The sequence below is a fragment of the Virgibacillus ndiopensis genome (genome assembly GCF_900187325.1).
GTDB lineage: Bacteria > Bacillota > Bacilli > Bacillales > Amphibacillaceae > Virgibacillus_E > Virgibacillus_E ndiopensis.
Genome location: NZ_FZMZ01000006.1, coordinates 218,179 through 242,828, shown reverse-complemented (window position 1 = coordinate 242,828; position 24,650 = coordinate 218,179). Strand labels below are relative to the sequence as shown.

Annotated in this window: 22 protein-coding genes; 7 read left to right on the top strand and 15 right to left on the bottom strand. The window is 36.9% G+C overall.

The genetic code is table 11. From position 1 onward, the window contains the following. Positions 1-88: 88 nt before the first annotated feature. The 4 genes from CS937_RS13895 to yeiL form a co-directional block, all read right to left on the bottom strand. On the bottom strand, positions 89-1,621 hold the full coding sequence (locus CS937_RS13895; RefSeq protein ID WP_099159079.1) for a malate:quinone oxidoreductase: 1,533 nt from the start codon (positions 1,619-1,621) through the stop codon (positions 89-91). Between the two features lie 351 nt (positions 1,622-1,972). Continuing rightward, positions 1,973-2,470, bottom strand: a complete 498-nt coding sequence (locus tag CS937_RS13890) for a DUF2798 domain-containing protein (protein WP_099159078.1) — start codon at positions 2,468-2,470, stop codon at positions 1,973-1,975. 186 nt (positions 2,471-2,656) lie between these two features. Next, on the bottom strand, positions 2,657-3,262 hold the full coding sequence (locus tag CS937_RS13885) for a class I SAM-dependent methyltransferase (protein WP_099159077.1): 606 nt from the start codon (positions 3,260-3,262) through the stop codon (positions 2,657-2,659). Between the two features lie 34 nt (positions 3,263-3,296). Further along, complete coding sequence (gene yeiL, locus CS937_RS13880) at positions 3,297-3,968, bottom strand: transcriptional regulator YeiL (protein WP_099159076.1); 672 nt, start codon at positions 3,966-3,968, stop codon at positions 3,297-3,299. An 82-nt stretch (positions 3,969-4,050) separates the two neighbouring features. Here yeiL and CS937_RS13875 point away from each other — a divergent pair, with 82 nt between their 5' ends. Beyond that, complete coding sequence (locus tag CS937_RS13875) at positions 4,051-5,199, top strand: MFS transporter (protein WP_099159075.1); 1,149 nt, start codon at positions 4,051-4,053, stop codon at positions 5,197-5,199. Between the two features lie 216 nt (positions 5,200-5,415). Here CS937_RS13875 and CS937_RS13870 read toward each other — a convergent pair whose 3' ends face one another. From CS937_RS13870 to CS937_RS13845, 5 genes are all read right to left on the bottom strand, one after another. After that, entirely contained in the window at positions 5,416-6,147 is a 732-nt protein-coding gene (locus tag CS937_RS13870; protein WP_099159074.1) for an N-acetylmuramoyl-L-alanine amidase family protein, read from the bottom strand. A 28-nt stretch (positions 6,148-6,175) separates the two neighbouring features. Then, complete coding sequence (locus CS937_RS13865) at positions 6,176-7,051, bottom strand: polysaccharide deacetylase family protein (RefSeq protein WP_099159073.1); 876 nt, start codon at positions 7,049-7,051, stop codon at positions 6,176-6,178. Between the two features lie 229 nt (positions 7,052-7,280). After that, complete coding sequence (locus CS937_RS13860; protein WP_099159072.1) at positions 7,281-7,973, bottom strand: N-acetylmuramoyl-L-alanine amidase family protein; 693 nt, start codon at positions 7,971-7,973, stop codon at positions 7,281-7,283. A gap of 351 nt (positions 7,974-8,324) precedes the next feature. Further along, positions 8,325-10,163, bottom strand: coding sequence for a HAMP domain-containing sensor histidine kinase (locus CS937_RS13850; protein ID WP_099159070.1), 1,839 nt, complete (start codon positions 10,161-10,163; stop codon positions 8,325-8,327). Beyond that, positions 10,160-10,846 carry a response regulator transcription factor gene (locus CS937_RS13845; RefSeq protein WP_099159069.1) on the bottom strand — a complete coding sequence of 229 codons (687 nt, stop codon included), beginning with the start codon at positions 10,844-10,846 and terminating at the stop codon, positions 10,160-10,162. Before CS937_RS13845 ends, CS937_RS13850 begins: the two co-directional genes overlap by 4 nt. Positions 10,847-11,092: 246 nt before the next feature. Here CS937_RS13845 and CS937_RS13840 point away from each other — a divergent pair, with 246 nt between their 5' ends. The 3 genes from CS937_RS13840 to CS937_RS13830 all read left to right on the top strand — a co-directional run bounded on the left by CS937_RS13840 (position 11,093) and on the right by CS937_RS13830 (position 13,782). After that, positions 11,093-11,653, top strand: a complete 561-nt coding sequence (locus tag CS937_RS13840) for a DUF1697 domain-containing protein (RefSeq protein WP_099159068.1) — start codon at positions 11,093-11,095, stop codon at positions 11,651-11,653. Between the two features lie 460 nt (positions 11,654-12,113). Then, positions 12,114-12,755 carry an NAD(P)H-dependent oxidoreductase gene (locus CS937_RS13835; RefSeq protein ID WP_245835815.1) on the top strand — a complete coding sequence of 214 codons (642 nt, stop codon included), beginning with the start codon at positions 12,114-12,116 and terminating at the stop codon, positions 12,753-12,755. 292 nt (positions 12,756-13,047) lie between these two features. Then, positions 13,048-13,782 carry a MerR family transcriptional regulator gene (locus CS937_RS13830; protein WP_099159066.1) on the top strand — a complete coding sequence of 245 codons (735 nt, stop codon included), beginning with the start codon at positions 13,048-13,050 and terminating at the stop codon, positions 13,780-13,782. 200 nt (positions 13,783-13,982) lie between these two features. Here CS937_RS13830 and CS937_RS13825 read toward each other — a convergent pair whose 3' ends face one another. Continuing rightward, the gene (locus CS937_RS13825) at positions 13,983-14,867 is read right to left on the bottom strand and encodes a VOC family protein (RefSeq protein WP_099159065.1); all 885 of its coding nucleotides are present in this window, start codon (positions 14,865-14,867) and stop codon (positions 13,983-13,985) included. 319 nt (positions 14,868-15,186) lie between these two features. Then, positions 15,187-15,342 carry a hypothetical protein gene (locus tag CS937_RS19515; protein WP_176555838.1) on the bottom strand — a complete coding sequence of 52 codons (156 nt, stop codon included), beginning with the start codon at positions 15,340-15,342 and terminating at the stop codon, positions 15,187-15,189. Positions 15,343-15,699: 357 nt separating this feature from the next. Between CS937_RS19515 and CS937_RS13820 the strand changes: the two genes are divergently transcribed. Beyond that, positions 15,700-16,143: a carboxymuconolactone decarboxylase family protein gene (locus tag CS937_RS13820; protein WP_099159064.1), complete on the top strand. Its 444-nt coding sequence runs from the start codon at positions 15,700-15,702 to the stop codon at positions 16,141-16,143. Between the two features lie 238 nt (positions 16,144-16,381). Here CS937_RS13820 and CS937_RS13815 read toward each other — a convergent pair whose 3' ends face one another. Beyond that, positions 16,382-17,344, bottom strand: coding sequence for a helix-turn-helix transcriptional regulator (locus tag CS937_RS13815; protein WP_099159063.1), 963 nt, complete (start codon positions 17,342-17,344; stop codon positions 16,382-16,384). A gap of 110 nt (positions 17,345-17,454) precedes the next feature. Here CS937_RS13815 and CS937_RS13810 point away from each other — a divergent pair, with 110 nt between their 5' ends. Continuing rightward, on the top strand, positions 17,455-17,934 hold the full coding sequence (locus tag CS937_RS13810; RefSeq protein ID WP_099159062.1) for a GyrI-like domain-containing protein: 480 nt from the start codon (positions 17,455-17,457) through the stop codon (positions 17,932-17,934). 144 nt (positions 17,935-18,078) lie between these two features. Next, positions 18,079-18,543 carry a phage tail protein gene (locus CS937_RS13805; RefSeq protein ID WP_099159061.1) on the top strand — a complete coding sequence of 155 codons (465 nt, stop codon included), beginning with the start codon at positions 18,079-18,081 and terminating at the stop codon, positions 18,541-18,543. An 808-nt stretch (positions 18,544-19,351) separates the two neighbouring features. On the opposite strand, the gene CS937_RS13800 is transcribed toward CS937_RS13805, so the two are convergent. The 3 genes from CS937_RS13800 to CS937_RS13790 all read right to left on the bottom strand — a co-directional run bounded on the left by CS937_RS13800 (position 19,352) and on the right by CS937_RS13790 (position 24,637). Further along, complete coding sequence (locus CS937_RS13800) at positions 19,352-21,448, bottom strand: tetratricopeptide repeat protein (protein WP_099159060.1); 2,097 nt, start codon at positions 21,446-21,448, stop codon at positions 19,352-19,354. A 317-nt stretch (positions 21,449-21,765) separates the two neighbouring features. Next, positions 21,766-22,698, bottom strand: a complete 933-nt coding sequence (locus tag CS937_RS13795) for an L-lactate dehydrogenase (protein WP_099159059.1) — start codon at positions 22,696-22,698, stop codon at positions 21,766-21,768. Positions 22,699-23,197: 499 nt separating this feature from the next. Continuing rightward, on the bottom strand, positions 23,198-24,637 hold the full coding sequence (locus CS937_RS13790) for a glycoside hydrolase family 1 protein (RefSeq protein ID WP_099159058.1): 1,440 nt from the start codon (positions 24,635-24,637) through the stop codon (positions 23,198-23,200). Between the last annotated feature and the right edge of the window lie 13 nt (positions 24,638-24,650).

Here is a 24,650-nt window from a genome sequence, read left to right as displayed (position 1 = left end):
AGAATTATTTCAAAATAAAACTGGGACAGCGGGACTGACCCCGTGTCCCACCTGTCCTATAAAAAAAGCATAAACTGCGAATGGCAGTTTATGCTTCCTGTAACACACTGGTGTTTTCTTCTGAGTTTTCTTCTTGTTGACTCACTAAACCCAGTGCATGTGCTGTTTCTGTTTGAATTTTATGGATGAGCTCTGGGTTATCCTTAAGTGACTTACCGTAAGAAGGAATCATTTCCTTTATTTTCGGTTCCCATTCTTTTACATGTTGCGGGAAGCATTTTTCAATTACCTCAAGCATAACGTGAACAGCGGTTGAGGCACCTGGAGAAGCACCGAGCAATGCTGCAATCGAGCCCTCAGCTCCACTAACAACTTCCGTACCAAATTGAAGGGTACCTTTTCCGCCGTTCTCCGTATCTTTAATTACCTGTACACGTTGACCTGCTACTACTAAATCCCAATCCTCGCTTTTAGCATTTGGGATAAATTCACGTAATTCTTCCATACGTTTTTCTTTCGACTGTAAAACTTGCTCGATCAGGTACTTAGTCAAAGAAACATTTTTCACACCTGCGGCAAGCATCGTTAAAAGATTATTCGGCTTTACAGAACCAAGTAAATCAAACAATGATCCATTCTTTAAAAATTTCGGTGAAAAGCCGGCATATGGTCCAAATAGCAACGATTTCTTATCGCCTAGAAATCTCGTGTCAAGGTGCGGAACAGACATTGGTGGTGCACCGACCTTGGCCTTGCCGTATACCTTCGCATTGTGCTCGGCTACAACATCCGGATTATTGCACACCATAAATAACCCGCTTACCGGGAATCCGCCAATATGCTTCGATTCCGGTATACCGGTTTTTTGCAGTAAAGGCAGCGCTCCTCCACCTGCACCAACAAAAACAAATTTTGCTGTATGGTATTCGAGCGTACCGTCTTCAAAGTTTCGTACCTTTAATTCCCATGATCCATCTTCAGTACGATTTATATCATCCACTGTATGATTATAATTTATCGTAACATCTTGACTCTTTAAATGGTCTAACAATTTACGCGTTAGCGCTCCAAAGTTAACATCTGTTCCAGAGTCGATCTTTGTTGCTGCGATCGGCTGATCTACTGATCGTTCATTCATAATTAGCGGAATCCATTCCATTAATGTTTCCGGATCATCGGAAAATTCCATCCCCTCAAAAAGAGGATTGTTTGACAGTGCTTCAAACCGCTTTTTCAAAAATGTTACATTATCTTCCCCGTGCACCAAACTCATGTGAGGCAGTGGCATAATAAAGTCATTTGGATTGTCTAGCTGGTTGCTGTTTACAAGATAAGACCAAAACTGCCTGGAAAGCTGAAACTGTTCGTTTATTTTTAGTGCTTTTGTAATATCTATAGACCCATCTGGCTGTTCAGGAGTGTAATTAAGCTCGCATAGTGCAGAATGTCCAGTTCCAGCATTATTCCATTCGTTAGAGCTTTCCTCCCCTGCCTTATCAAGTTTTTCAAAAATGGTAATTTTCCAATCTGGTGCCAATTCTTTTAAAAATGATCCCAATGTCGCACTCATGATTCCAGCACCAATTAGGATAACATCTGTTGTAGTATGTTTGTTACTCATGTTTTCCATCCTTCTTGTCCATTAAGATTTACAGAAAGGATGCAGGAGCTCCCGCTCAGATGTAACAGCAAATTAGGGCGGTAACCCATTCGCACATCTTTTCTGATCAAAAATAACCTAATAATAGTGTATCACTAATAGTAATAGAATAAAATATTTTGTTACAAATACGTGATAGATGTATGATGGTTAATTGTTGGTAATTTTCGGTATGGTTATACATATTATGAAATTTTATCTATATTGTAATGTCACTCTTCCTAGTTATTTATTTTTCAAAAACTTACCAATACAAAAAGCCAACTGATTTCACATAAAATCAATCGGCTATATAGACTTTAAACTAATGTATTAGGCGTTTACTATTTTACGAGCCTGACTTTCATGTAATTTTTTCATTGAAAATCTAGCAATTGGCTGTGCAATCAGCGTTTCAACCCAAAATGCAATAAAAAAGTTCCTTGGCCAATCATAAAAGAACGTTTGGAATGGTTCCAAACTAATTTCTCTCATGCCAATCCACGTTCCGATAATTGTCAGTAAAATAGACAAAATGGTTACGCTAAACAAGATCGTAAATAATACTCTTGCATTAAATCCATCAGTAGGCTTAATGAACTTAGCTACCAATTTAGTAACAATTGGGTTTGCAACAAGTGTAACTAACAAAATTACACAGATCCATACAAATGGAATAACCTGTAATGTTTCGAAATAAGTCTGCTTACGGAATCCAAATTCAAATCCCATAATAAGCGGGGCAATAATATTTACTGAAAGGATTGAAATGATAGCTAAGAATAATGTAAATTCTTTGCCATTTCGGGGTAATCTTGTTTCTTCATGCATTTTCGTCATCTCCAAAAGTTATATTTCAGATGGCAGACGTATCATGAAGACATATATTTTTGGTCAATAAAAAAAGACCAATATCTCTACATACTGATCTAATCAAGAATATCACGTTTTATATATTTATTTCAAGCCTTCTCTTATTTAAATAAACGGCTCAAGCAGGTCTCTTCCTAAGGTCCATTATTTGTTAGGTCTAGCCCATATCATATACAAATATCCTAATAATTTTCTATCATAGTTCTCTACTTTGACATTAGACCGCCTCACTATTTCAAGGACGTCACGATCTTGATGACAACCTATCCTTTTATGTACTAGGGGATTTAATCGTTTTTGGATCCAGCTTAATGCAGCATTTTCAAATAGTCCATGTTCAAATAATAAAATTTCCCCATCGTCTTTACACCACTTGTTAAATAAATTCAAAACGTTCACTGGATCTTCATAACTGCACAAAGTTCCTGAGGAGACAATAGTATCAAACGTATTTTCGTGAAATGATAGACTTTCAACTTCAGATAAAATAAACTCCGACTTTATAGCTTGTTCCTTTGCAGCTACCTTGGCTTTTGCAAGCATTGCAGGGCTAAAATCAACACCTGTATAATCGATTGACTTTGGAAAATAACCGAAATTCATTCCCGCACCGACTGCGACCTCAAGTGTTTTCCCTCTAACCGATCGAAAAATTCTCCTGCGCCACATATTTTCTGACTGCCGTTTCCTTCTTTTTTCATATTTTGTTGCCTGTTTATCAAACAGATTAATTAATCTTTCCTTTTCCATCGCTTCCCCTCCGTTTTTTATTAGCTTTAAATGGTTACTTATTCTTCAGCATTTCAGCAAGCTCATGCAAAAAGTGGCATTGTTTAATTCGATAACTCCGCCCTTCCTTTTGTAAGTACCCTTTATCACAAAACTGTGTAAGTACATGTAATAAATGACGATAGGATACGCCTAAATAGTCACATACGACAACGTGTTTTTCTTTATAAACACCATTATCAGCTGTTTGCAAAATGAAATCTGCAAGCCGGTTTTCAAGCGGAAATGCTAGACTTTGTGAATACTTTGCTGCCATAAGTGTTGCCTTTACACTTAAAAACTTGGTTAATTCGATCAGAAATTTTGTATCCTCGAGCAATTGCGTACGGTAGTAATGAATTGGAAATGCAATACAAACAGTCTTTGTTAGAGCTTGAATTCCTTTTGTATAGTATACATCATGTAGTAATTCCATTTCTCCAATGTATTCATTTTCATTGATAAAATTAATTAAGGATACTTTCCCGTTTTGATGGGTTATATATATTTTTGCTTTTCCTTCTATAACATAAAATAGAAACGCTGGTCTCATACCTTCCTGAATAATCCAATCATCGCGTTGGTATTCATGCACTTCCACATACTTTTCAGCCGGAAAGGAAAATAAATGTGCAATAGAGTTCTCTTTCATATATAGCCGCTTTTTCTCACCTTGATATTTTTCCATAGTTCACCTCAAAAATAGGAGATATCTCATATTTTTCCTACCTATTCCCATGATATCATGCTATCAATGAGGGGGATACAGAATGAACACACAACGCTGGATGAGTACACAGTTTTTTAGTTTTTTTATGACATGGGGCATTTTTCTCCCCTATTGGACGGGGTGGATGATTCATACAAAAGGGATTACCGTTTCGGAAGCTAGTTTGATTATGAGCTTAGGCTTGGTTGCAAGGGGGCTTTCTACATTAGTTGCATTTCCATATTTGTCAGGGAAATTCAGCAGTAAAACTATACTTAATGGAGTAGGAATAGGTACACTGATTGCGATTCTGTGCTATATTCCAGCAAGTTCCTTTGCCAGCCTGCTTATCGCCACATTATTATTGCATTTGGCTTATCCGGCATTGATGCCTGCTTTAGATAGTGCTGCTGGTATCCTTATGCAAAATAAAGAATTAAACCATTATGGAAGAAGCCGTCAGTGGGGCTCCATCGGATTTGTCGCTGCTGGCATGGTTTTAACCGTCTTTACTGGAATGCTTGGTGACGAGGTGATTTTATGGGCGCTGCTGCTAGGTATAATCGTATTCGTGTGTCTTGGTTTTATGCGTGCACCTTTCGTATTATCTGAAAAACCGCAAAAGCATAAAACAGAAAAAGCAGGAATGTTAAAGCTATTTCGCATCAAACACTTTGGCATAGTACTGCTTATTGTCATTTTATTGCAGTCGGCACATGCCTCCTATTACAATTATGGCTATCTATTCTTACAGGAAATAGATACCTCGAAATATTTAATTGGCGTAATTCTGAATATTGCAGTACTTGCAGAAATCATTTTCTTTTCGATTGCAGACCGGGTGTTCCATCGATTTTCGGCTGGTTCTTTACTTGCTTTGTCTGCACTTGGATCAACTGTAAGATGGATAATGGTATTTACCTTTCCAAACGTTATCGTATTCTGCATGTCGCAAACGTTGCATGCATGCTCGTTTGCAATGGGACACTATGCCTTTATGAAATATTTAACTAATAACACTCAGCCTAAACAAATACCAGCAGCACAGGGTATGTATTCAGCATTAGCACTCAGCTGGGGAACGGCCGTGTTCACCATTTTGGGCGGCTATTTATTTGAAATTGAACCAAGATACGCCTTTATTGGGATGATTGTCTGTTCCATTCCATCTCTAGTGCTAGCGCTTGTTTATCGGAAATTGGAAGCATAGGGAGGTTCTCTTGCTTCATTACTCGGTGGGAGCAGAATAACACCATTAATATTTAGAACAAGAAGCACTCCAACTAAAAGTGCCTGACATCCTGAAGTGCAATGACACAATCAGGACTTCAGGCACCCTATTATAATCTGCTTTATCAATCCAATCCACAAAACCAAGATATTTTCCAAAATAGTGGCTTTCGTTTTGTATAAGAATGTATTTCTGTCAGTCTATTTCCAAATACTCTTTTACACCGTTTTTAATAGATGTAGCAACAGACTCTTGAAATTGGTCTGTTAACATCATTTTCTCATCTTTTGGATTCGTTATATAACCTATTTCCAGCAAGGTTGCCGGCATGGTAGTATCTTTTAAAACAAAATAGTTTTCTTTTTTTACCCCGCGATTTCTAAAACCCGTAGCCTCAGCAACATGTTTGTGTATAATGTTTGCCAAAGATAAAGAATTCTGATTGTAATAATAGGTTTCTGTACCAGATACAGATGGATCCGTAAACGTATTTGCATGTATAGAAATGTATAAATCTGCGCCTAGATCATTCGCAAATTTTGGTCGTACTCGAGCCTCAGCAGAGAGAAAAACATCTTCATCTCTTGTCATATAAACGTCTATTTGCGGTATTTGCTTCAATAATTGGTAGACCTTCGTCGCAAGGCTTAACGTGAAGTCCTTTTCATATGAACCACTGGCACCAATAGAACCGGGATCATTACCACCATGTCCCGGATCAATCACTACTTTATACAGGTCATCGGCTGTATCACCCTTTGAACTTTTATCATCTGCTTGGTTACTTATAAGTTGCTCATTTTTGGATTGCGATTTATTTTCCTCTGAATTAGAGGCAGAAGGTTTCTGATCAACTAGTAAACTAACCGCTATTAAAAGTAAAATTACCAATATACCAAATGTGGAAATTCGAATCCTCTTCTTCATTTAACTCTCTCCCTTAATACTTGTTTATCTACTCCTTTGAAGATAGTCGATGACAACGCTGATAACAGTTGAAGTTATATGGTTGTGTGCTCTCTTCAATTCTTTTTGTCTGAAATCCATGATCTGACAGATAGGTTAGAAGCGTAGACAAATGGTCAGCTGTATTTGCTCTATCATGCATTAGAATAATAGGTGCCACCCCTGCATTAACTAGCTCTTCTATTTGTCCAATAACCGTATCTACATATTCGTCATTTGATAAAGACCAATCACTACTGTCAACATTCCAATCCCACAATTTAAATCCATTGCTATCTAAAACCTCCCGATATGATTCGGTTAAATAAGGAACACTGCCATAAGGTGTCCGAATTAGATTGGATTGAATCCCTGTAATAGATTGAAGTGCCTGCTGAGCGGTGGTCATTTCCTCCAGAGCGGATTGTTCCGTTTTATAAAATTTGTATAGGTTGTGAGTCACACCATGCAAACCCACGGCATGTCCTTCCTCTGCAATTTTGTTTACAACTTCCGGCAATTCCCTCATGGAAGGCTCCAGCATGAAAAATGTTGCTTTGGCATTAAAATGGTTTAACGTGTCTAAAATATCTGTCGTTGCTGAAGTGGGCCCGTCATCAAAGGTTAGGTAGACAGTCTTTTGGGAAACCAACTCATTATTCGTTTTGGATTCCTCAGATTCCGTTTTTTTAGAATCTGGTAAATCTTTATATTTTGGATTTATCTCAGATGTTTTGCTGCCAGGTGCAGACTCTGACTCTGTCTTATGATCTGCAGCAATTGACTGCTTCTCCTTTGATCCACCCTCGCCATGGTCAAAATTACTTTGACAGGCATAAATAATTACCAAACTGGCAAGGAAAATAAATAGTTTAAGCTTGTTCATGTAAAGACCTCTATTCTATTTCATTTCATGCTAGGTGATAGATTAGTACAATGAGATAAAGAAGAGATGAAGATGAAATGGATGTAAGCTAAAGATTGTAAAAATAATAAAAAACCATCCATATTCATGACATATAGCGTCATAAAATTGGATGGCTTTACTGTAAGGATAATTTTGAAAATGAAAGGAGGGACATACCCACTTTCTGTATTGGCTATTGGTCAGACATTTAAAATATCCAATCCAAAATACCGTTTTTTGCCGATTCCCCTTGGTATTCTTTAATTCCTTCAACAATTGATGCTGCAATACGATTTTGAAAATCGTCAGTCAACATTTTGGACTCATCTCGAGGATTCGTCAGATAACCTACTTCTATCAAAGCTGATGGCATTTCCGTATCCTTTACAACAAATAGATTTTTCATCTTTGTTCCCCTATCATTGAATCCTGTGGCATCAACAACATGCTTCTGTAAGATATTAGCTAAAAGGCGGGAGTTATTGTGATAATAAAATGTTTCCGTGCCTGAAACATCAGGATTGGAAAACGTGTTTCCGTGAATAGATACATATATATCCGCATTTAGTTTGTTAGCATATTTAGGTCTGTACCTGCTTTCCTGCGAAATAAAGCTATCATCCGTTCTTGTCATAAAAACCTGTATTCCAGGTTCCTGCTCCAACCGTTTTTTCACTTTTTTCGATAGACTTAACGTAAAATTCTTTTCATACTTTCCGCTGGCGCCTGTCGCACCGTTATCTTTACCGCCATGCCCCGGATCAATTACAACCTTAAACGTGGTGTTACTGTTTTCATCTTTATGTTGATTACCCTTATGGTTGATGGGGATGATAATGCAAACCGCTAATAGTAAAATTAAAAATAAGAGCAAAACAATATACAACTTATTGTTTTTCATACTTTCGCCTTCTTTCTATTTTGCAATCGTTTAAGGCTGCTATAAAACATCAAGACGACGGCTATATTTAACCAATTCTTCCGCTGTAAAGCCATAGTTAATCTTTCCCTTCTTTTTAAAGCATCTTTATACTGTTTAAGATTAATAGAGGAAGATAAAGATGAGGTAAAGATGAAATTGATATCATTTAAAGAATTATAAATGGCATTGTAAGCAGAATTAATTATCTCTATAAACATGGCATACAAAAAAACCATCCGTTCAATGTCTTCAATAAAGGACGTTGAACGAATGGCTCAAACAAATTAAAAGTTCCATTATCACGGATGAAAAAGTTTCTTAAACAAATCTCTACTCTTTTTTGTCCAAATAGAAGAAAAACAGCACACCATCTTCCGTATTCGTTACACCATACTGCGAATCGTGAAGCTCTAAAATATTCTTTGAAATAGCGAGCCCCAGTCCCGTCCCACCTTTCGAACGCCTGCGAGACGTATCTCCACGATAAAAACGATCCCATATTTTCTCTAACTGTTCCTGTGGGATATGCGCTCCTTGATTTTCCACACATACCTTTACACGATCCTGCTCTTCTATTGTGGAAATCATAATCGTTTTATTTTCTGGTGTGTAACGAATTGCGTTGGTAATAAAGTTCGTAATAACCTGTTCAATACGATGTTGATTGGCAACTACCTTAATCCTGGAAAGATGTTTCTGAACATGTAATTGCTTATTGGTTATGTCTAATGTTAATTGTTCACATATATACTCAATGACCTGATCAATAGAAAAGTCATCCATTTTCATTTTATACGTACCAGACTCAAATTTTGCCAACTCGAGCATATCGACAATGAGCATATCCATTTTATCTACTTCATTTGCCATTGCTTTAAAATAATAATCTTTTTTATTACTAGCGACCCCATCCTGCAAAATGGAGATACAGCTCTTCATGATACTTAGAGGCGTCTTTAATTCGTGTGAAACACCGGAAATAAATTCTTTACGAGTATTTTCCAGTTGTTTTTCCTTCTCTATATCCTGCTGCAGCTGATTAATATACGAATGCAACGTATGTGAGAGTGTATTAATATTGTGTGATAGAGTACCAATTTCGTCTTTAGATGTAATCGGTATTGTCTCTGAAAAATCCAGGTTTGCAATTTTGTTTGTCGTATCGTTTACTTGCAGCAATGGTTTAGCGATCTTTTTTGAATAATAAAATGAAGCTAGAACGACAAGAAGGAGTACAAATAGGATTAAGTATACATAATAATCTTCTAGCATTTGTACAGCTTCATCAACTGGTTGTAATGATGTCATAGCATAAATATAAGTAGTTTCACCATTCGTATCTTTGATGGGTCTAATAAATAGTTTGTATTTGATGTTATTTTGCTCATAGTCTATTGTTTCAGCAGTGCTAGTATGATTTTCATTTACTAGCAGGTTTACCTGGAATTGTTTTATTCTTTCTATAAACAGACGATTTGTATAAATATTTGAGCTTGTGGCACCGACTGGTAATTGTAATTTCTTAATTTGCCCCGTTAAATATCTCTGTAAGCTATCTTTAGGAGAAGGTTCTGGTTCTATGGCAGCTTGTTTGCTATCTAACGTTTCAGATGGCTGCTTACTCTCTATTGGAGCTTGCTTGCCATATATTTTTTCTGATAGCAGCTTATTCTCTAATACATTACTCCTGTTTTCACTCATTACAATAGCTGGGATAAATGTATCATCCTTTATGATTCCATCAATAAAAATACGCTTTCCCTCTTCTAAATTAAACCTTAGCCTTTCTATATCTTCTAAACCAGTGAAGCTGTATAGGGGGATGGTAATGTCACGATCAGAGAAATCCTTATTTCGAGAACGATCTAGATGAATGGTTACAGAAAAATCATCTGCATATTGGATTGTTCCTGTACTATCTAAATTTGTAATCCACGTCTGATTTTCCTGGTAGAAATCCTGTTGCAGCTTTTTAATAGCTGATACGTCTCCTTCAGCCTTTAGGTACGCTTTCTTAAAGGATTGAATGCTCGTATTTATTTCATCTACTTTTTGATTTGCATAATATTGCTTGAAAAATATGGTTTGTCCAATATACATCGTTGCCAAAATGAGCATACATAATAATGTTGTTAGTATAAATAACTTTGCTACAATTCCTATTTTCATACGTTTCCCTCAAATTTATAGCCAGATCGGATAACCGTTACAATATGATTTGCTTTGTCACCCAATTTATAACGCAAATTACGAATATGACTATTGATTGTACGATCATCACCAGCAAATTCATAACCCCAAATTTTAGTGATGAGTTGTTCTCTCGTGATAATAATCCCTTGATTTTGCATTAAATAGACTAATATTTCAAACTCTGTATGTGTCAAACTTATATTTTCTCCATCTATAGTCACTGTACGTGAAGGGATTTGGACATGGATACCGCTGCTAATCAAGGTATCCTCATCAGATAACTTACCTGCATGAGAATATCGGCTATCCATTAATCGTTTTACCCTTGCCAGCAAAATTGGCGGACTGTATGGTTTTGTAACATAATCATCAGCACCTAATTCGAAACCCATTAACGTATCGTCTTCATCTGCACGAGCTGTCAGCATAATAATAGGCACATTGGATGTTTTGCGGATTCGTCTGCAAACTGACCACCCGTCTAACTCCGGCAGCATGATATCCAAAATAATTAAATGTACTTCCTGTTCTTCAAATTTGGCCAAAGCTTCATTTCCATCAACCGCTTCTAAAACTTCATATCCAGCGTTTAATAAATAGTCTTTAATTATTTCACGTAAAATGTCTTCATCTTCTACAATTAAAATAGTTTTTTGCATTTTTCTCCCTCACAATGTCAAAAAGGTTAGTCTTTATGAAAGAATATCATAACGATGTAAAGATGAGATAAAGATTCTAATCTATATCAATCTCGTTAAGCCCCTCTGTGGGACAGGGGGTCAGTCCCCTCGTCCCGCAGCTAATTCTGGGACAGTGGACCTGACCCCCTGTCCCGGCTGCTGTACACGTATACGATTGGGTGCTAGTATACAATTAATACGTTTAAAAGCTAAAGGAGGATGTTTATGGTTTATGTCGCTCTTCTTCGGGGAATTAATGTTGGTGGAAATAATAAAATTGACATGAAGCTGCTTAAACAAACTTTTGAAAAAGCAGGGATGAATGATGTGGTAACATACATCAATACAGGCAATATTATTTTCTCGTACAAGAGACCTTCAAAAACAGATTTGCAACGTATTCTGGAAGAAGCTATCCATCGTGATTTTGGCTTACAAATTAAAGTAGTAGTTCGCAGTTTTGATGATGTTAGCAGAATTATTAACGCTATTCCTTACACATGGAAAAATGACAAAGATATGAAAAGTGATGTCATGTTTTTATGGGACGAAGTGGATGATGAATCAGTACTTATGGATTTAACCATCAAACCAACTATTGACACAGTGAAATATGTCCCCGGTGCGATTCTATGGTCTGTTGACAAAATTAATGTAACCAAAAGCGGAATTTCAAAAATCGTTGGATCAAAGCTATACAAACAGGTTACGGTAAGAAACGTCAACACCGCACGTAAGATATATAAGCTTATGCAAGATCAAAATGATTCGTTCACTCGAAGCTAGATATACAATTTGGTTTTTCATAGAAAGTGATCTGTCTGTGAGGTGGCTCCTTTTCTATTGGAACCACCCTGATTATATGTGCAGATTATTGTAAAGACTGCATATGAATAATAGTCTTATGCCCCATCTTCCTCTTTTGACTTTCCATGCATCTGAATAACAGGTCGTGAACGATTATTTTCAAGAAGTCATCAGTAATCTCGTTAAAATCATGTACCTGTCTTACTTGAGGATAAGACTCTCTAACAATTGCCGCGATTCAGCTGGTATTAAATTAATTACATCCTTAAATGATCTCCTAATACAACGAGGATTATTCTTCAACAATCATAAAAACTGCTAGATAAATTCAAATAGATTATACTAATACATATAAGAAAATTATCATCGTTACAATACGTACAAAATAATAAACGGAGTGATTCAATTGCGTAATACAGATAGTTTGAAACAGGAAATTATGGATGCCTTTTATTTTAGACATGCCACGAAGGAATTTGACCCGGATAAAAAAATCTCCGATGACGACTTTCACTTTATTTTAGAAACTGGACGATTATCACCCAGCTCGTTTGGATTTGAACCATGGCGCTTTGTTGTTGTTCAAAACCCTGAATTACGTGAAAAAATAAAACACACATCATGGGGAGCGTTTAGCAAGCTTCCAGAAGCAAGTCATTTTTTGATTATCTTGGCTAGAACGAAACTTGACACTATATATAATTCTGACTACTTAAAGAACCATTTAAGGGATGTATCCCAGTTTCCAGAAGAACTTTTAGGGAAGTTTTTAGAACGGGTGGAAGAGTTTCAACGAGATGATTTTAATTTGCTCGATGGAGACCGCCCCTTATACGATTGGGCATCTAAACAAACCTACGTAGCTCTTGCTAATATGATGACTGCTGCTGCTCAAATTGGAATCGATTCCTGTCCTATTGAAGGATTTAGCATTGAAAAAATGAATCAGCTGCTAGATGAAGAAGGGTTACTGGAAAATGGGCATTTCAGTATATCTGTTATGGCAGCCTTTGGTTATCGTATTAATGACCCTCGACCGAAAACACGAAGGCCATTTGATGATGTTATCAAGTGGATTTAAGTAAAAATACTACTAAATAAGAGAAAATAAATAGAAGTATCCTTTTTCAATGAAAATAAGGATACTTCTATTCGTTTTTCCTTCAGTAAAAGCTTCTAATATCCCTATTTTTCCTATCTACTTCCTACACGCTACTTTATATATTATCACCGACTCTTTACTTCTTTCGGGTCCACCTAGCGTTGATAACGTTTTATTGATTAAGCGGAATAAAATTGGATAAAAATTTTATAAAAGATATTGACTCTAACTTTAGGTAAGACCTCATAGTAAATGATGAAAGGAGGATATCATGAAAATAACGGTTAAGGATATGTCAACTATCGCTGGCGTTTCCATTAAGACTTTGTACCATTACCACAAAATTGGCTTACTTTTACCTTCCGAGGTGAATGAATCCGGATACCGCTATTATGGGATGGCTGAATTAAAAAGGCTACAAGAAATTCTCTTTTATAAAGAACTAGACATTCCATTATTAGAAATAAAACAATTATTGGATGAGGATTCCAACAGGGTAGCCACTTTAAAGAAGCAAGAAGAATTATTTGCGTGGAAAATTGAAAGGTATCAACAATTAATTCACACAATAAAAAACTCGATAGATTACACAAGAAAAGGTGAGAATATGGATAATAAGTTAATGTTCAAAGGACTGGATACAGAGGATGAATGGAAAAATGCATTAGAAGAGCAAATCACTCATTTAAAAGATGCATATAATGTTGATCTAAACCTTGATGATATCGATGTTGATAAAATGAATGTGATGGCAATTGAGTCACAAAACTTTACAGACACAATGGCTGCATTTTTAAGAACAGGCGTAAAGTATAACGATTCTAGGGTCAAGGAAGTTGCCCGTAAGCATCTTAAATTTTTAAATAAGAATGGAAATGTTACTAACAAAGAGGATTTCATAAATCAAACAACATTTTTCCTACAAGATGACTTTCATAGAGACATATTGGAAAAACAACAAACTGGATTAGTCTATTACCTATTCGTTGTTGCAGAAAATCTATAAAAATAAGTTCTAGAGCTATAATATGGGTCCAAAAATAAAGCCTTCACTCTATATTTTTCAGGAGTGAAGGCTTTATTTTTAATATTTATCCGATTAATTTTGCCACATCGCTTTATAACATGTAACACCAATCTAATGAAAAGTTGTTTTTCATACGTAATCCCCATACCAGGAATAGTGATTTTGTAAATCTATCTATATCATTTTATCAAACGAGCATTTTCCAATGCGCTGATATCAATCTTCTTCATTTTCAGCATTGCTTCAGTAGCTCGACGGGATTCATCCTTTGATCCTTTGAACAATACCTCTTCTATGTTATCTGGAACGACCTGCCAAGAAACACCAAACTTATCTTTTACCCAACCACATTGTTCAGCTTCAGGCACTGCAGAAAGCTTGTCCCAGAAGTAATCTATCTCTTCCTGGTCTTTGCAATTTACGATTAGCGAAAATGCTTCATTAAAATTAAAGTCGACATCCATCCCATTATCCATCGCTGAAAAATCCATGCCACAAAGATTAAAGGAAGCATATTTTACTTTTGCCTTTGATGACTGGGATTCTCCAGCTTCATATTTGCTGACAACCCCAATTCTTGCGTCATCAAATATGTCTGTGTAGAACGTTATTGCATCCTCGGTCATTCCACATGATTCACCTGAAAAAAGCATATTTGGGGTGATTTTTTGTGAAGCCTGATCTTCATCTACAAGCATTAACTGCCAAGACAGACCATATTTATCCTGGACCCATCCATACCACTTATTAAAAGGATATTCCCCTAACGGCATCAATTCCGTTCCTCCGTCTACTAATGCCTTCCACTTGGTATTTACTTCCTCCACGGTCTCGCAAGCTACCATCAACGAAATGGTAGGATTGAATTTGAAATGGGGCCCTGCACTTATTGCTTGGAATTCCTGACCAGCGAGTTCAAAGCTTACGATTTCTGAATCACCAGATGGGGTATCGTCAATAACTGTCACATTTAATAGTTTTGAATTCTCAAATAGACCAATGTAAAACTGCGCAGCTTCTTTTGCTTCCTTGTCGTACCACAAATGCGGAACTATTTTTTGCATAAGATCCCTTCTTTACAGTTTATTTTTGTGCTCTTTTGACTAGACTTCGCAAACTTGGCAGCTATCGTAAGGTTACTATCTGGAAGTGATGGTCATCCGCTGCCATTTGAACAGTGGTTTCAACGTTTATAGTCTCGTTTCTTCCAATTCCCCTCGTAGTTAACACCTCACTCCGTTAGAATTAAGTCAATAATATATGTAATAGTTTAAATATTCAACCTATAATTTGAGATTACTGGGCATTAGTAAAGTTAGTTGGATACGGAGTTCATAAGGGAATGTTATGAACTTCGTATTTGAATGGATACAAATCACCCGGTCAATCACCATTTTTTGTTATCCCTTTGTCAACTAGATAATCTTGAATGGTAGTAGGCAATAGTCGAAAAAATAATCCTCTATTTTTAAGATCAATGAGGCCGGCAATAATGAGACAAATAATTATTATTACTGTAACAGGGTTCTTCTTCAACATCGTTTATTCACCTCCAATGTAATTATAGATAAGACTTCACTCTGTTTAAATTGATATCGAGACGTTTTATTGTGATTAATATACGAAGCAACGAAAACTGATTTTATTTCAGATATTACAATATGAATTATTAATAAAATAATTATATCAATCTTATCAAGAAAAGATTGGAAGAACGTCCAAAAGTGAAATTTTATTATGGGAAAATTCTTTGCGACGCATGGTAATGTCATGCAGGATAATGGCTGGATGATGTTCTTCTAATACGAACGGTCCAGATTCCGGAGCAAATACTTATGTATCGATGTTCTTGTAAGGATATAATTATCTTAAACTAAATCAAAGGAGTCTTGCTTTATGAGTCAAAGATTTTCTTACTATGAAATTGCATCTGAAGGTATGAAAATTATGATGGATATGGAAAAATACACGAAAACAACGGCAATCAAACGAAAACTTCGTGAGCTTATTAAAATTCGTGTTTCTCAAATTAACAGCTGTGCATTTTGTTTGAATATGCATACAGCAGATGCACGAAAAATGGGTGAAACAGAACAAAGAATATCCTGTGTTAGTGCTTGGCAAGAGTGTGAATTTTATACAGAGGCAGAAAAAGTAGCCTTAGAATTGGCGGAGCATGTGACATTAATCCCGACAAAACGCGTTCCAGATGAGCTTTATCAACGAGTGCGTGAACATTATGACGAGAAACAGTATGTTGACCTTGTTCTGATAATCAATCAAATTAACAGTTGGAATAGAATTTCTATTTCAATGGGAAATATAGCAACTGAAAAATAATTACAGCAATAGATCGCGTTTTTAGAAGGGTATAGGCCTAATTCTGCGCTAAAAATACAGAATATAGGCTTTTTTTATCTTTTAAAATTAACGTTGAATAAAAAAACAGTACTGATAAAAATAGCTATTACCCTTTAAAATGATTTCAAACATTCACAATTACTTATTTTTCTGGTTATGCTGAAATAAGGGGGTAACTAGCCAAGCAAGCTCAAAATTATTTGGGTACTGGCACTGCTTATGGACAGTATAAGCCTAATCTCTCCTGTAAACCTTCTAAGACTTCTTTCGGCACTTCCCTGACCTTGATATCTTTACCTAGGAAAAGGAGCCAATTTGTTATTTCGGTCAATTCTTCGGGATTATTTACATTGATAAAAGTCTTTAGAATAGCTGTGGTCTGGTAAGGATTTGTATAGGATAATGAAACCGTTAAAGGATGGTATTTTTTGAACTGCACAATCGCCCTGGGACCAAGTTCAAGGACAAGGTTCATTACTTCTTCCTGCTTATTTAGTTTTTCTAAAATCTTTTTCCTGCTTAATCTTTTTTTCGTTGGGTATGGTTTGACATTGGTGAGATTGTCGACAGGGAAAGCCTTCTTCTTCTCATCCTGTAAGTCAAAGCCTTCAATCAGCCAAAAGCTTTTTTCACGATAAAGGTGCAAGAGATAAATTGGATAAGACTTTTTTTCCTTCTCTTCTTTAATGGTAATCCATAAATAGCTGTCCGAAAGAAGGATTTGGATGAGTTTGTCTAATATAGGATGGGGCAGGTCTGACAGATCAAGTAGGTCGGGATTATTCGGGTTAGTCCCTTCAAAAAGCAGGATTTGATTTAAAAGAACAAGGTCATCCTGCTGGTTTTCCGAGATGAGTCCTAGTAATTTTTCGGTAAGCGAATGACGACTCTTTAGATATGGTAGCTGTTGGTTTCTTGTGGCCATAAAAGCAATAAAAAGAGCCTTGATCTCATTATCCGTAAAGCGAACAGTGGGCAGGACAGAGTTGTTCATGACAAAATAACCCCCATCCCTTCCAACTTCAGCGACAAGTGGCATTCCCATGGCTTCAATTTCCCTAATATCTCTAATAGCTGTTGAACGAGAGATATTAAATTCCCGCATAATTTCAGAAATTGTAAAGTGGGCGCGGTTATTAATATAACGCATGATAATATTAATCCGTTGAACTTTTTTCATTGGATCCTCCTAAACAGTATCATTTTTTGACATGATTTAAGGTTATTATAAACGTATCAAATGAAAAGACAAATCATTTGGTCAATTCTAAAAAAAGGAAGGTTTTGAACATGGCAGATTATAACTTAGAGGAAAAAGAAAGCTTTACCGTTGTAGGTATTGGAACGGAGCTAAAGAGTGACTACACAGACTTTGCTGGCATAAACAAGGAAAAGGCAGACTTTTGGGGCACTGTCGAACAGGATGGACGGCTCGACACGTTAAAAGACGCAGCTGCAAATGACTACATTTTTGCCGTAAACGAAGCGGTGAATAACAAGATGATGCATTATGCTGGTGTCATGACAGAGGAAACAGTACCAGAAGCATCAAGGGTTATCCAATTTCCAAAAGGGGAATACTTAGTTGTTAAAGGGGAAGAGAAGACCGCTGATGAATTGAGTAATAAGCTTACTGGCATTGCCTTTGGTCAGGTCCTGCCAGAAGCAAAGGATTTCGCCTATGTAGGAGGGCCAAATACAACGGTTGAGATGGGGCAGCGAAACGGCTTCGTATATGGTGAAATATGGATTCCAGTTGTTAGGAAATAAAGAGAAAAGCGGAGGCGACTGTTTAGAAGTGGACGCATAAACAAAGGACCGGAAAGTGCATGGTTTTGGCACTTGAAGTGTGCCTTGCTTATGTCGACAGCTTCTAGAAGATGGAGCTAAACCAAGATTAAAGGAGGAATGAAAATGTCTTATATCGTTGATTTTAAAAATGTGTCTACTGTTGGTTTAGAATCTTCACCTGTAGCCGAATCACTTGCTGGTTTACGTGCTAATGAAGCCCGTTACTTTATGAACAAATACAAGAATGAATTTACGGTTGTACCAGCTAGCAAAAGCCAGGAGACCCTTGATTATGTGAACCAAATTTTGAACGAAGAACGTGGTATTGAATTTGCGACAAAACCTTTAGAAACATCGCGTTTTCAAGTGGAAAATATCAAATTTGCCTACGTCTTTTATGAGGATGGTCTAGGAGTCAACGTCATGTATACGATTGATAACCCCAAGAAGCGAGCTGTTGGCTTTAAGCTTTCTGATGGGATGGAAGTACCAGAGGAGTTAGAAGGAAAGTTTAAGTTTGCTAGGCAGAAGTCTAAACTGGCTGGGACAATCCGGGGCTCGTTTTTTGTGATTAAAGGGGAGTATTAGAGTAAGCGTCCAACTGGATAAATAAATTTGGTTGTTCTATTTGATCAAGAGACACGGCCCACTGTTACTACCCAATAAAAGTGGCTGGGAAAAAGGATTTAAGTCGACGAAAAATCCGAACTATGAATTCTTCAATTAGAATTTGTATTAGTTCGGATATTTCTTTTTGGGTATTCGTAATCCTTACTGCTAATAAACGTTTGGCTCAAAAGACGAACGATTACAGGATAGGACGTTTAGAACTTTACTTTTTCAACGGTAGGATCTTAATACGTATTTGATATAAACTGCGACGTAAACATCAAGCCGAGGAGACAGAAAAATTTTACTTTCATACTAACAGCCCGTATATACAGAGACATCCTGGGGAGATGATGCTCGGCAGGTGAGCAGGAATATCAGCAGGTGAGCAGGAATATCGGCAGGTGAGCAGGAATATCGGCAGGTGAGCAGAAATATCAGCAGGTGAGCGTGAACATCGGCAGGTGAGCAGGAATATCGGCAGGTGAGCGTGAATATCGGCAGGTGAGCGTGAATATCGGCAGGTGAGCAGGAATATCGGAAGAATAGCAAGGATAACAGCTGCTCCAGAAATCGTAGTGTATGCTGGCTGCGGGAATAGCAGCTACATAAGATAACTTGTGTCGCATTTTACCGACAAACGCCATTTATCCCCATTACTCCCTAAATTCCTACCCTGCTACAGAATCAATTTTTTCTGCTATCTTTCTAAACATTTCAGTCTTTCATCTTATATGTCACCATTAGCCCCAGGTAGCATATGTCTTTAGCGATTTCCTAAACAAATTTAACTTATGGTATTCATCAACTCATACTGACGAAGTTTCAGCTCGAACAAGGTAAGTGGATCAGAATAGAATTCAGGTTTATCATGCATCTTGTTTAACGAATCCTTATGTCTTTCAATATCCATCTGTACCTTATCCATTTTACGATCTAGTTCGTCCAGTGATTCTGAGAAAAACCTGCTAATATCCCATTCTATCGACCCCTCAAATAAATCCAATTGCTGCATGAAAGGGGTAATAAAATCCTTTACTACCTGACTATAATCTGCATTTTCAACGTAGTTTTTGTATTTACTGTGCAGCATTTCTTTATTTTTAGAAATAGAACCTAATAGTTTTCCTGCCCCTTTCAAAAACAACTGAGAAGGGGTATTACGTAACAAAATATTTACCTTTTCAAGGCGCAGCAACCCACGGGATATCCGTTCTAAGTCCCGCTCCCAATCATCTAGCACCTTAAAGTCACCCTGCAATACAATCTGCTCATCATCATAGTTTTGATTAATATTCTCACTCAACTCATTACATGTAAACTGGTAGGCTTGGAACTCCTTTTTACAATCCTGAAGCCATTTCTGAACAGCATGCTTCTGATCATTCAAGACATAGTTTTTCATATAGCTGGCAATCCGCCTATTCATTTCTTCATTTAGATCTACATGAATTTTTGAAAAATCACTGTCCTCCTGAATACGTTCAGAACAATTTTGTAAAAGTTTAGGCAGCTCACTCATCACATATTGCGTTGAGGATTCTTTTAATGTACGGAACGAATCTGTCATAACATTCGCCATTTCTTTCTCCATATCACCTATTTGATGATGAATATCATGAAGGCTTGTTAATAAACCTTCATTTCGATTTATTTCTTCCTGTACATCATTTTCCAAGGCTACTCTTTGTTCTAGCAGAAACTCTATCGAGGCTATAACCAAATCCCGGATTCTTGACGGACTCGCCACTTCTATATTGTATTCTGCTAGCATAGGCCTTGTAATTTGATATAATTCTTCTGAAAGCCCTTCTCCTTCTGCCCATCTCTTAATGGAATCAAAAAGCTCTATTCCATCCTTTCTCCCATTTTGATTGGGATTTGAACTTTCAAACTGGTATTCTGCTTCACGGATCAATTCAGCATCAAATAGAGAAGGAAAAGTTTCATTCCATGCAAGTATAGCAGTTGCGGAAATTAAACAATCTGATTCAGAAGAAACCTTTAACCAGTTCGTTAAATGGTGCTGCATTAACCCCGAAATGTCCCTAATCAGATACTTTCCGCTAATTAACTCGTAGTAACCCTCTTTAAATAAGATTGGGAGACTATTCCAAACATACGAAGATTCATCGCTATTATTCAAAAGTAGTTGGTTCATCACTTCCAGCCACTCGATATAAAAATCACTTTTCTCATAGCTGTTCCACAATAGCTCCGTAAAACGTTCAAATCGGTTAGGATCCATTTGCAGTAAATCTACCAACAATTCGTTAAAATAATTTGGTTCATAGTTTAAAGTCAACCCTTGTTTGACATACTCTGATAAAACTTCAATCCAAGAAAGGGACTTTGTTCGTATTGCCTCACCAATCGCCAGTTCAACCGCATTACCCCAATCATGAATATCCTCTAAATATTTTCGGGCTATTTTCGTTACATGGGAATAATCCGGATTTAATTTAACAGCATTTTTGATTGTATCAACAGCCTTTTCTTGATCATCTTGCTGTATATACAATGAAAACAGCTGTAATAAAACCTCCGATTGCAATGCAAGTGATGTGGAATCTACCTGCTTATAAAATCTTTCTGCATCCTCCAGCAATCCCATTTCCAAGTGGGCATCTGCAATATTTTTCTGTGTCCATGGAATAAATTCTTCCTCTAAAGCATGCTGCCATTTGAAAATCGCTGCTTCATAATCATTGTTTAAGAAATATACTTCCCCTTGCGCAAAGCGAATAAAAGATAAATTTGGCCGTGGCTTTTGCATTTCTTCCATATACATCTCGCCCAATATTTTGATAGGCTGTCCTTGTTTGTTTTTATCTATAAACTTTTCATGAAAGGATTTATTAATTAGTTCACTCTCCGTTGCCAAGCTAATCCCCCAAATCATTATTTTCATTTTAATTCTTGAATCTTGAAATACATATCTATTTCTATTCACATCATTCTTGTACCATTCACAAATGAAAATATTTACATACGTTTCACTTAGAAAATTCACAGTTACTTACTGTATTCGGATTAAACTCCAAGTTTATGGGGGCGAAAGCAATGTTTAAAACCCTAGCATTGGGGGCAGTCCCTTCATCCAATTCGCGGGACAGAGCAATCCACTACTACTGTGGATAGATGATCAAATGCTCCTACTAACATTGAAATTCACATAAAATTACTTTTTTAAAAGCGAAATTACTTCCAATAAAGAGATTGAATTGCTTTAAGTGTTTTTACAGAAGCAGCAAACTTTTCTTTTTCGTAATCATTTAATGAAAGTTCCACAATATTTTTCACCCCTGTACGATTAATAATAGAAGGAACTCCAACATAAACATCCTCGTGATCGTACTCTCCTGTTAACAGCATGCCAACTGGTAAAACAACATTTTCATTTTGTAAAATTGCTTTAGTAATTCGTACTAATCCCATTGCAATTCCATAATACGTAGCACCTTTTGATTCAATTATTTTGTAAGCTGCATCCCGTACCTGAACAGCTATTTCATCTTTTCTTTCTTCTGTTAACCTTGGAGCTACCGGTACACCAGAGATATTGGCTGAACTCCAAACAGGAAGCTCGGAATCCCCATGTTCTCCAATAATATAGCCATGAACACTTGTAGGTGCTGTATCAAACTCTTCACCTAGTAGATAGCGAAATCTTGCAGAATCTAGAATTGTTCCAGAACCAATTACTCGCTCTTTTGGCAGACCAGAGAATTTCCATGTAGCATAAGCTAAAATATCAACAGGATTAGTTGCAACTAAGAAAATACCATTAAATCCTGATTTCATAATGTTTCCTACAATAGATTCAAAGATTTTCACATTTTTACTTACAAGATCTAATCTAGTTTCTCCTGGTTTTTGCGCAGCACCAGCACATATAACAACTAATGCTGCATCTTTACAGTCATCATAAGAACCAAATTTTATTTGCATCGTTGATGGAGCATACACAATCCCATGATTTAAGTCCATAACATCGCCTTTTGATTTCTCTTCATTTAAATCAACAAGCACCAATTCATCACAAACTCCTTGGTTCATCAAACCATAAGCATAACTTGAACCAACTGAACCTGTTCCAACTAAAACAACTTTGCTTCCCAATGTTATATTCATCATGATTTCCTCCAATTAATTCACCATTTGTGAATATTTTCACATGTGTGAGTATACATAATGTTTAACTTTTATTAAATCTAAACCTTGATAAGGCAACCGAAACTCTATCTAAAATGACTTTTTCACCTTCATTTATAGTAGTAACGAGCTAGGGTTTATTAATTGTGAAATATTTCACAAGTTAATTATACACTATTTCTTTAAATTAATGCAATGTGCGAATAGATCTTATCTAAACATTCTATACCGGTTTACTCATTTGATACGAAAAAAGAAGTTTACTACTAGAATAACAGCTATTTACAAACTTGATCTTAAATTTTTTGAAAATGTTCATTGGTTCAATCACATTCGAATTCATAAAATTATTTAACATCCACTGAATGCAAGTTGATAAACTAATTTCACGCAGCAAGGGGGTCAGTCCCCACCACGCTAACACGTTAGTATAGTGAGGATTACCCCCCTTATTTTAAAGCAATTAAATCAAATAGCTCTACAACATCTCCCCATTCGACTCAATCACATCTCTATACCAATAAAAACTCTTCTTCCTAACCCGCCTCAACTCTTTCTCATTCAATTCATCACGATCCACATAAACAAAACCATAACGCTTTTGATACCCGTTCAGCCAGCTCAATAAGTCAGTAAACGACCATGTGCAATACCCAAGTAGATCGACGCCGTCTGTAATAGCTGCTTGCAATTGCTCGATATGCTTACGGATATAATCAATCCGGTAATCATCATTTACAGTACTATTATCCTCAAGTTTGTCGAATTCACCTAACCCATTCTCTGTCACTAAGACCGGAAGTCCATAACGGCTTGTGATTCGTCGGAGTCCGATCCGTAACCCGGTTGGGTCAATTTCCCAATCCCAATTGGTTGTTTCCAATGCTTCATTGCGCTTCCGTTTAAACAATCCCGCATTGCCATTTTCAACAAAATTACCTTTTTTACCATCGTGGTTTTCCTTGGCATTAACGAATTCTTCATCCAGTGGACTTGCCGTAAAAGTCGCTGTTTGGTAATAATTTACCCCCATGAAATCAGGTTTTCCCGCTTTTAGTAATGCTTCATCTCCCGCTTCCATCGTCGGTGCCATGTCATATTTTTCAAGATACTTCAAGACACTTTTAGGATAGACTCCCCAGCTATACACGTCCATCCACCAATGACTGTTAAATTCCTCAGCATTTTGTGCCGCTAGAACATCTTCTGGATTACTAGAGTAAGCATATGCAGGGCCATAAGCAAAGCTAGGTCCAATTTTCCCATTCGGAATGATTTGTCTGAACGATTGGATAGCTTTTGCATTGGCCAAATTAGCTATATGATTGGCTTCATACATACGCTTTCGATCACGGACCCCTGGAGGATGGGAGGCTTGTTCATACCCATGACTAATAAATACATTTTGTTCATTTAAGGTTACCCAGTAGTTTACTTTATCTTTCAATCGTTTAAACAACGCCACACAATAATCGTTAAAATCCTGGATGATTTCCCGGGATTCCCAGCCGCCATACGCATCCTGCAAGGCTTGTGGCAGGTCCCAATGATATAACGTTACAATTGGTTCGATTTGGTGTTGAAGCAGTTCATCAATTAAATTTTCATAGAACTGTATCCCTGCCTCATTTATTTCGCCTTTCCCAGCTGGGAATATGCGGCTCCAGGATACGGAAAAGCGATACGCCTTCAATCCCATCTCCGCCATTAATGCCACATCTTCCTGATAGCGGTGATAATGGTCCACCGCCACATTACCATTTGTACCTTTAAATGTTTTACCAGGAATCCTTACAAAATTATCCCACACTGAAGTGCCTTTTCCATCTTCATTCCATGCCCCTTCCACCTGATAAGCAGCAGAAGCAGACCCCCATAGGAAATCATTTGGGAATCGATCTAGTTTTGCATGATACATGATCTCAACTCCA

Excerpts from the sequence above, each read along its gene's own strand:
- CS937_RS13875 (WP_099159075.1), top strand. The coding sequence starts at position 4,051 with ATGAACACACAACGCTGGATGAGTACACAGTTTTTTAGTTTTTTTATG.
- CS937_RS13890 (WP_099159078.1), bottom strand. The coding sequence starts at position 2,470 with ATGCATGAAGAAACAAGATTACCCCGAAATGGCAAAGAATTTACATTA.
- CS937_RS13840 (WP_099159068.1), top strand. The coding sequence starts at position 11,093 with ATGGTTTATGTCGCTCTTCTTCGGGGAATTAATGTTGGTGGAAATAAT.
- CS937_RS13850 (WP_099159070.1), bottom strand. The coding sequence starts at position 10,163 with ATGAAAATAGGAATTGTAGCAAAGTTATTTATACTAACAACATTATTA.
- CS937_RS13860 (WP_099159072.1), bottom strand. The coding sequence starts at position 7,973 with ATGAAAAACAATAAGTTGTATATTGTTTTGCTCTTATTTTTAATTTTA.
- CS937_RS19515 (WP_176555838.1), bottom strand. The coding sequence starts at position 15,342 with ATGTTGAAGAAGAACCCTGTTACAGTAATAATAATTATTTGTCTCATT.
- CS937_RS13825 (WP_099159065.1), bottom strand. The coding sequence starts at position 14,867 with ATGCAAAAAATAGTTCCGCATTTGTGGTACGACAAGGAAGCAAAAGAA.
- yeiL (WP_099159076.1), bottom strand. The coding sequence starts at position 3,968 with ATGGAAAAATATCAAGGTGAGAAAAAGCGGCTATATATGAAAGAGAAC.
- CS937_RS13885 (WP_099159077.1), bottom strand. The coding sequence starts at position 3,262 with ATGGAAAAGGAAAGATTAATTAATCTGTTTGATAAACAGGCAACAAAA.
- CS937_RS13895 (WP_099159079.1), bottom strand. The coding sequence starts at position 1,621 with ATGAGTAACAAACATACTACAACAGATGTTATCCTAATTGGTGCTGGA.
- CS937_RS13805 (WP_099159061.1), top strand. The coding sequence starts at position 18,079 with ATGTCTTATATCGTTGATTTTAAAAATGTGTCTACTGTTGGTTTAGAA.
- CS937_RS13795 (WP_099159059.1), bottom strand. The coding sequence starts at position 22,698 with ATGAATATAACATTGGGAAGCAAAGTTGTTTTAGTTGGAACAGGTTCA.
- CS937_RS13845 (WP_099159069.1), bottom strand. The coding sequence starts at position 10,846 with ATGCAAAAAACTATTTTAATTGTAGAAGATGAAGACATTTTACGTGAA.
- CS937_RS13815 (WP_099159063.1), bottom strand. The coding sequence starts at position 17,344 with ATGAAAAAAGTTCAACGGATTAATATTATCATGCGTTATATTAATAAC.
- CS937_RS13790 (WP_099159058.1), bottom strand. The coding sequence starts at position 24,637 with ATGTATCATGCAAAACTAGATCGATTCCCAAATGATTTCCTATGGGGG.
- CS937_RS13830 (WP_099159066.1), top strand. The coding sequence starts at position 13,048 with ATGAAAATAACGGTTAAGGATATGTCAACTATCGCTGGCGTTTCCATT.
- CS937_RS13865 (WP_099159073.1), bottom strand. The coding sequence starts at position 7,051 with ATGAACAAGCTTAAACTATTTATTTTCCTTGCCAGTTTGGTAATTATT.
- CS937_RS13810 (WP_099159062.1), top strand. The coding sequence starts at position 17,455 with ATGGCAGATTATAACTTAGAGGAAAAAGAAAGCTTTACCGTTGTAGGT.
- CS937_RS13820 (WP_099159064.1), top strand. The coding sequence starts at position 15,700 with ATGAGTCAAAGATTTTCTTACTATGAAATTGCATCTGAAGGTATGAAA.
- CS937_RS13870 (WP_099159074.1), bottom strand. The coding sequence starts at position 6,147 with ATGAAGAAGAGGATTCGAATTTCCACATTTGGTATATTGGTAATTTTA.
- CS937_RS13835 (WP_245835815.1), top strand. The coding sequence starts at position 12,114 with ATGGATGCCTTTTATTTTAGACATGCCACGAAGGAATTTGACCCGGAT.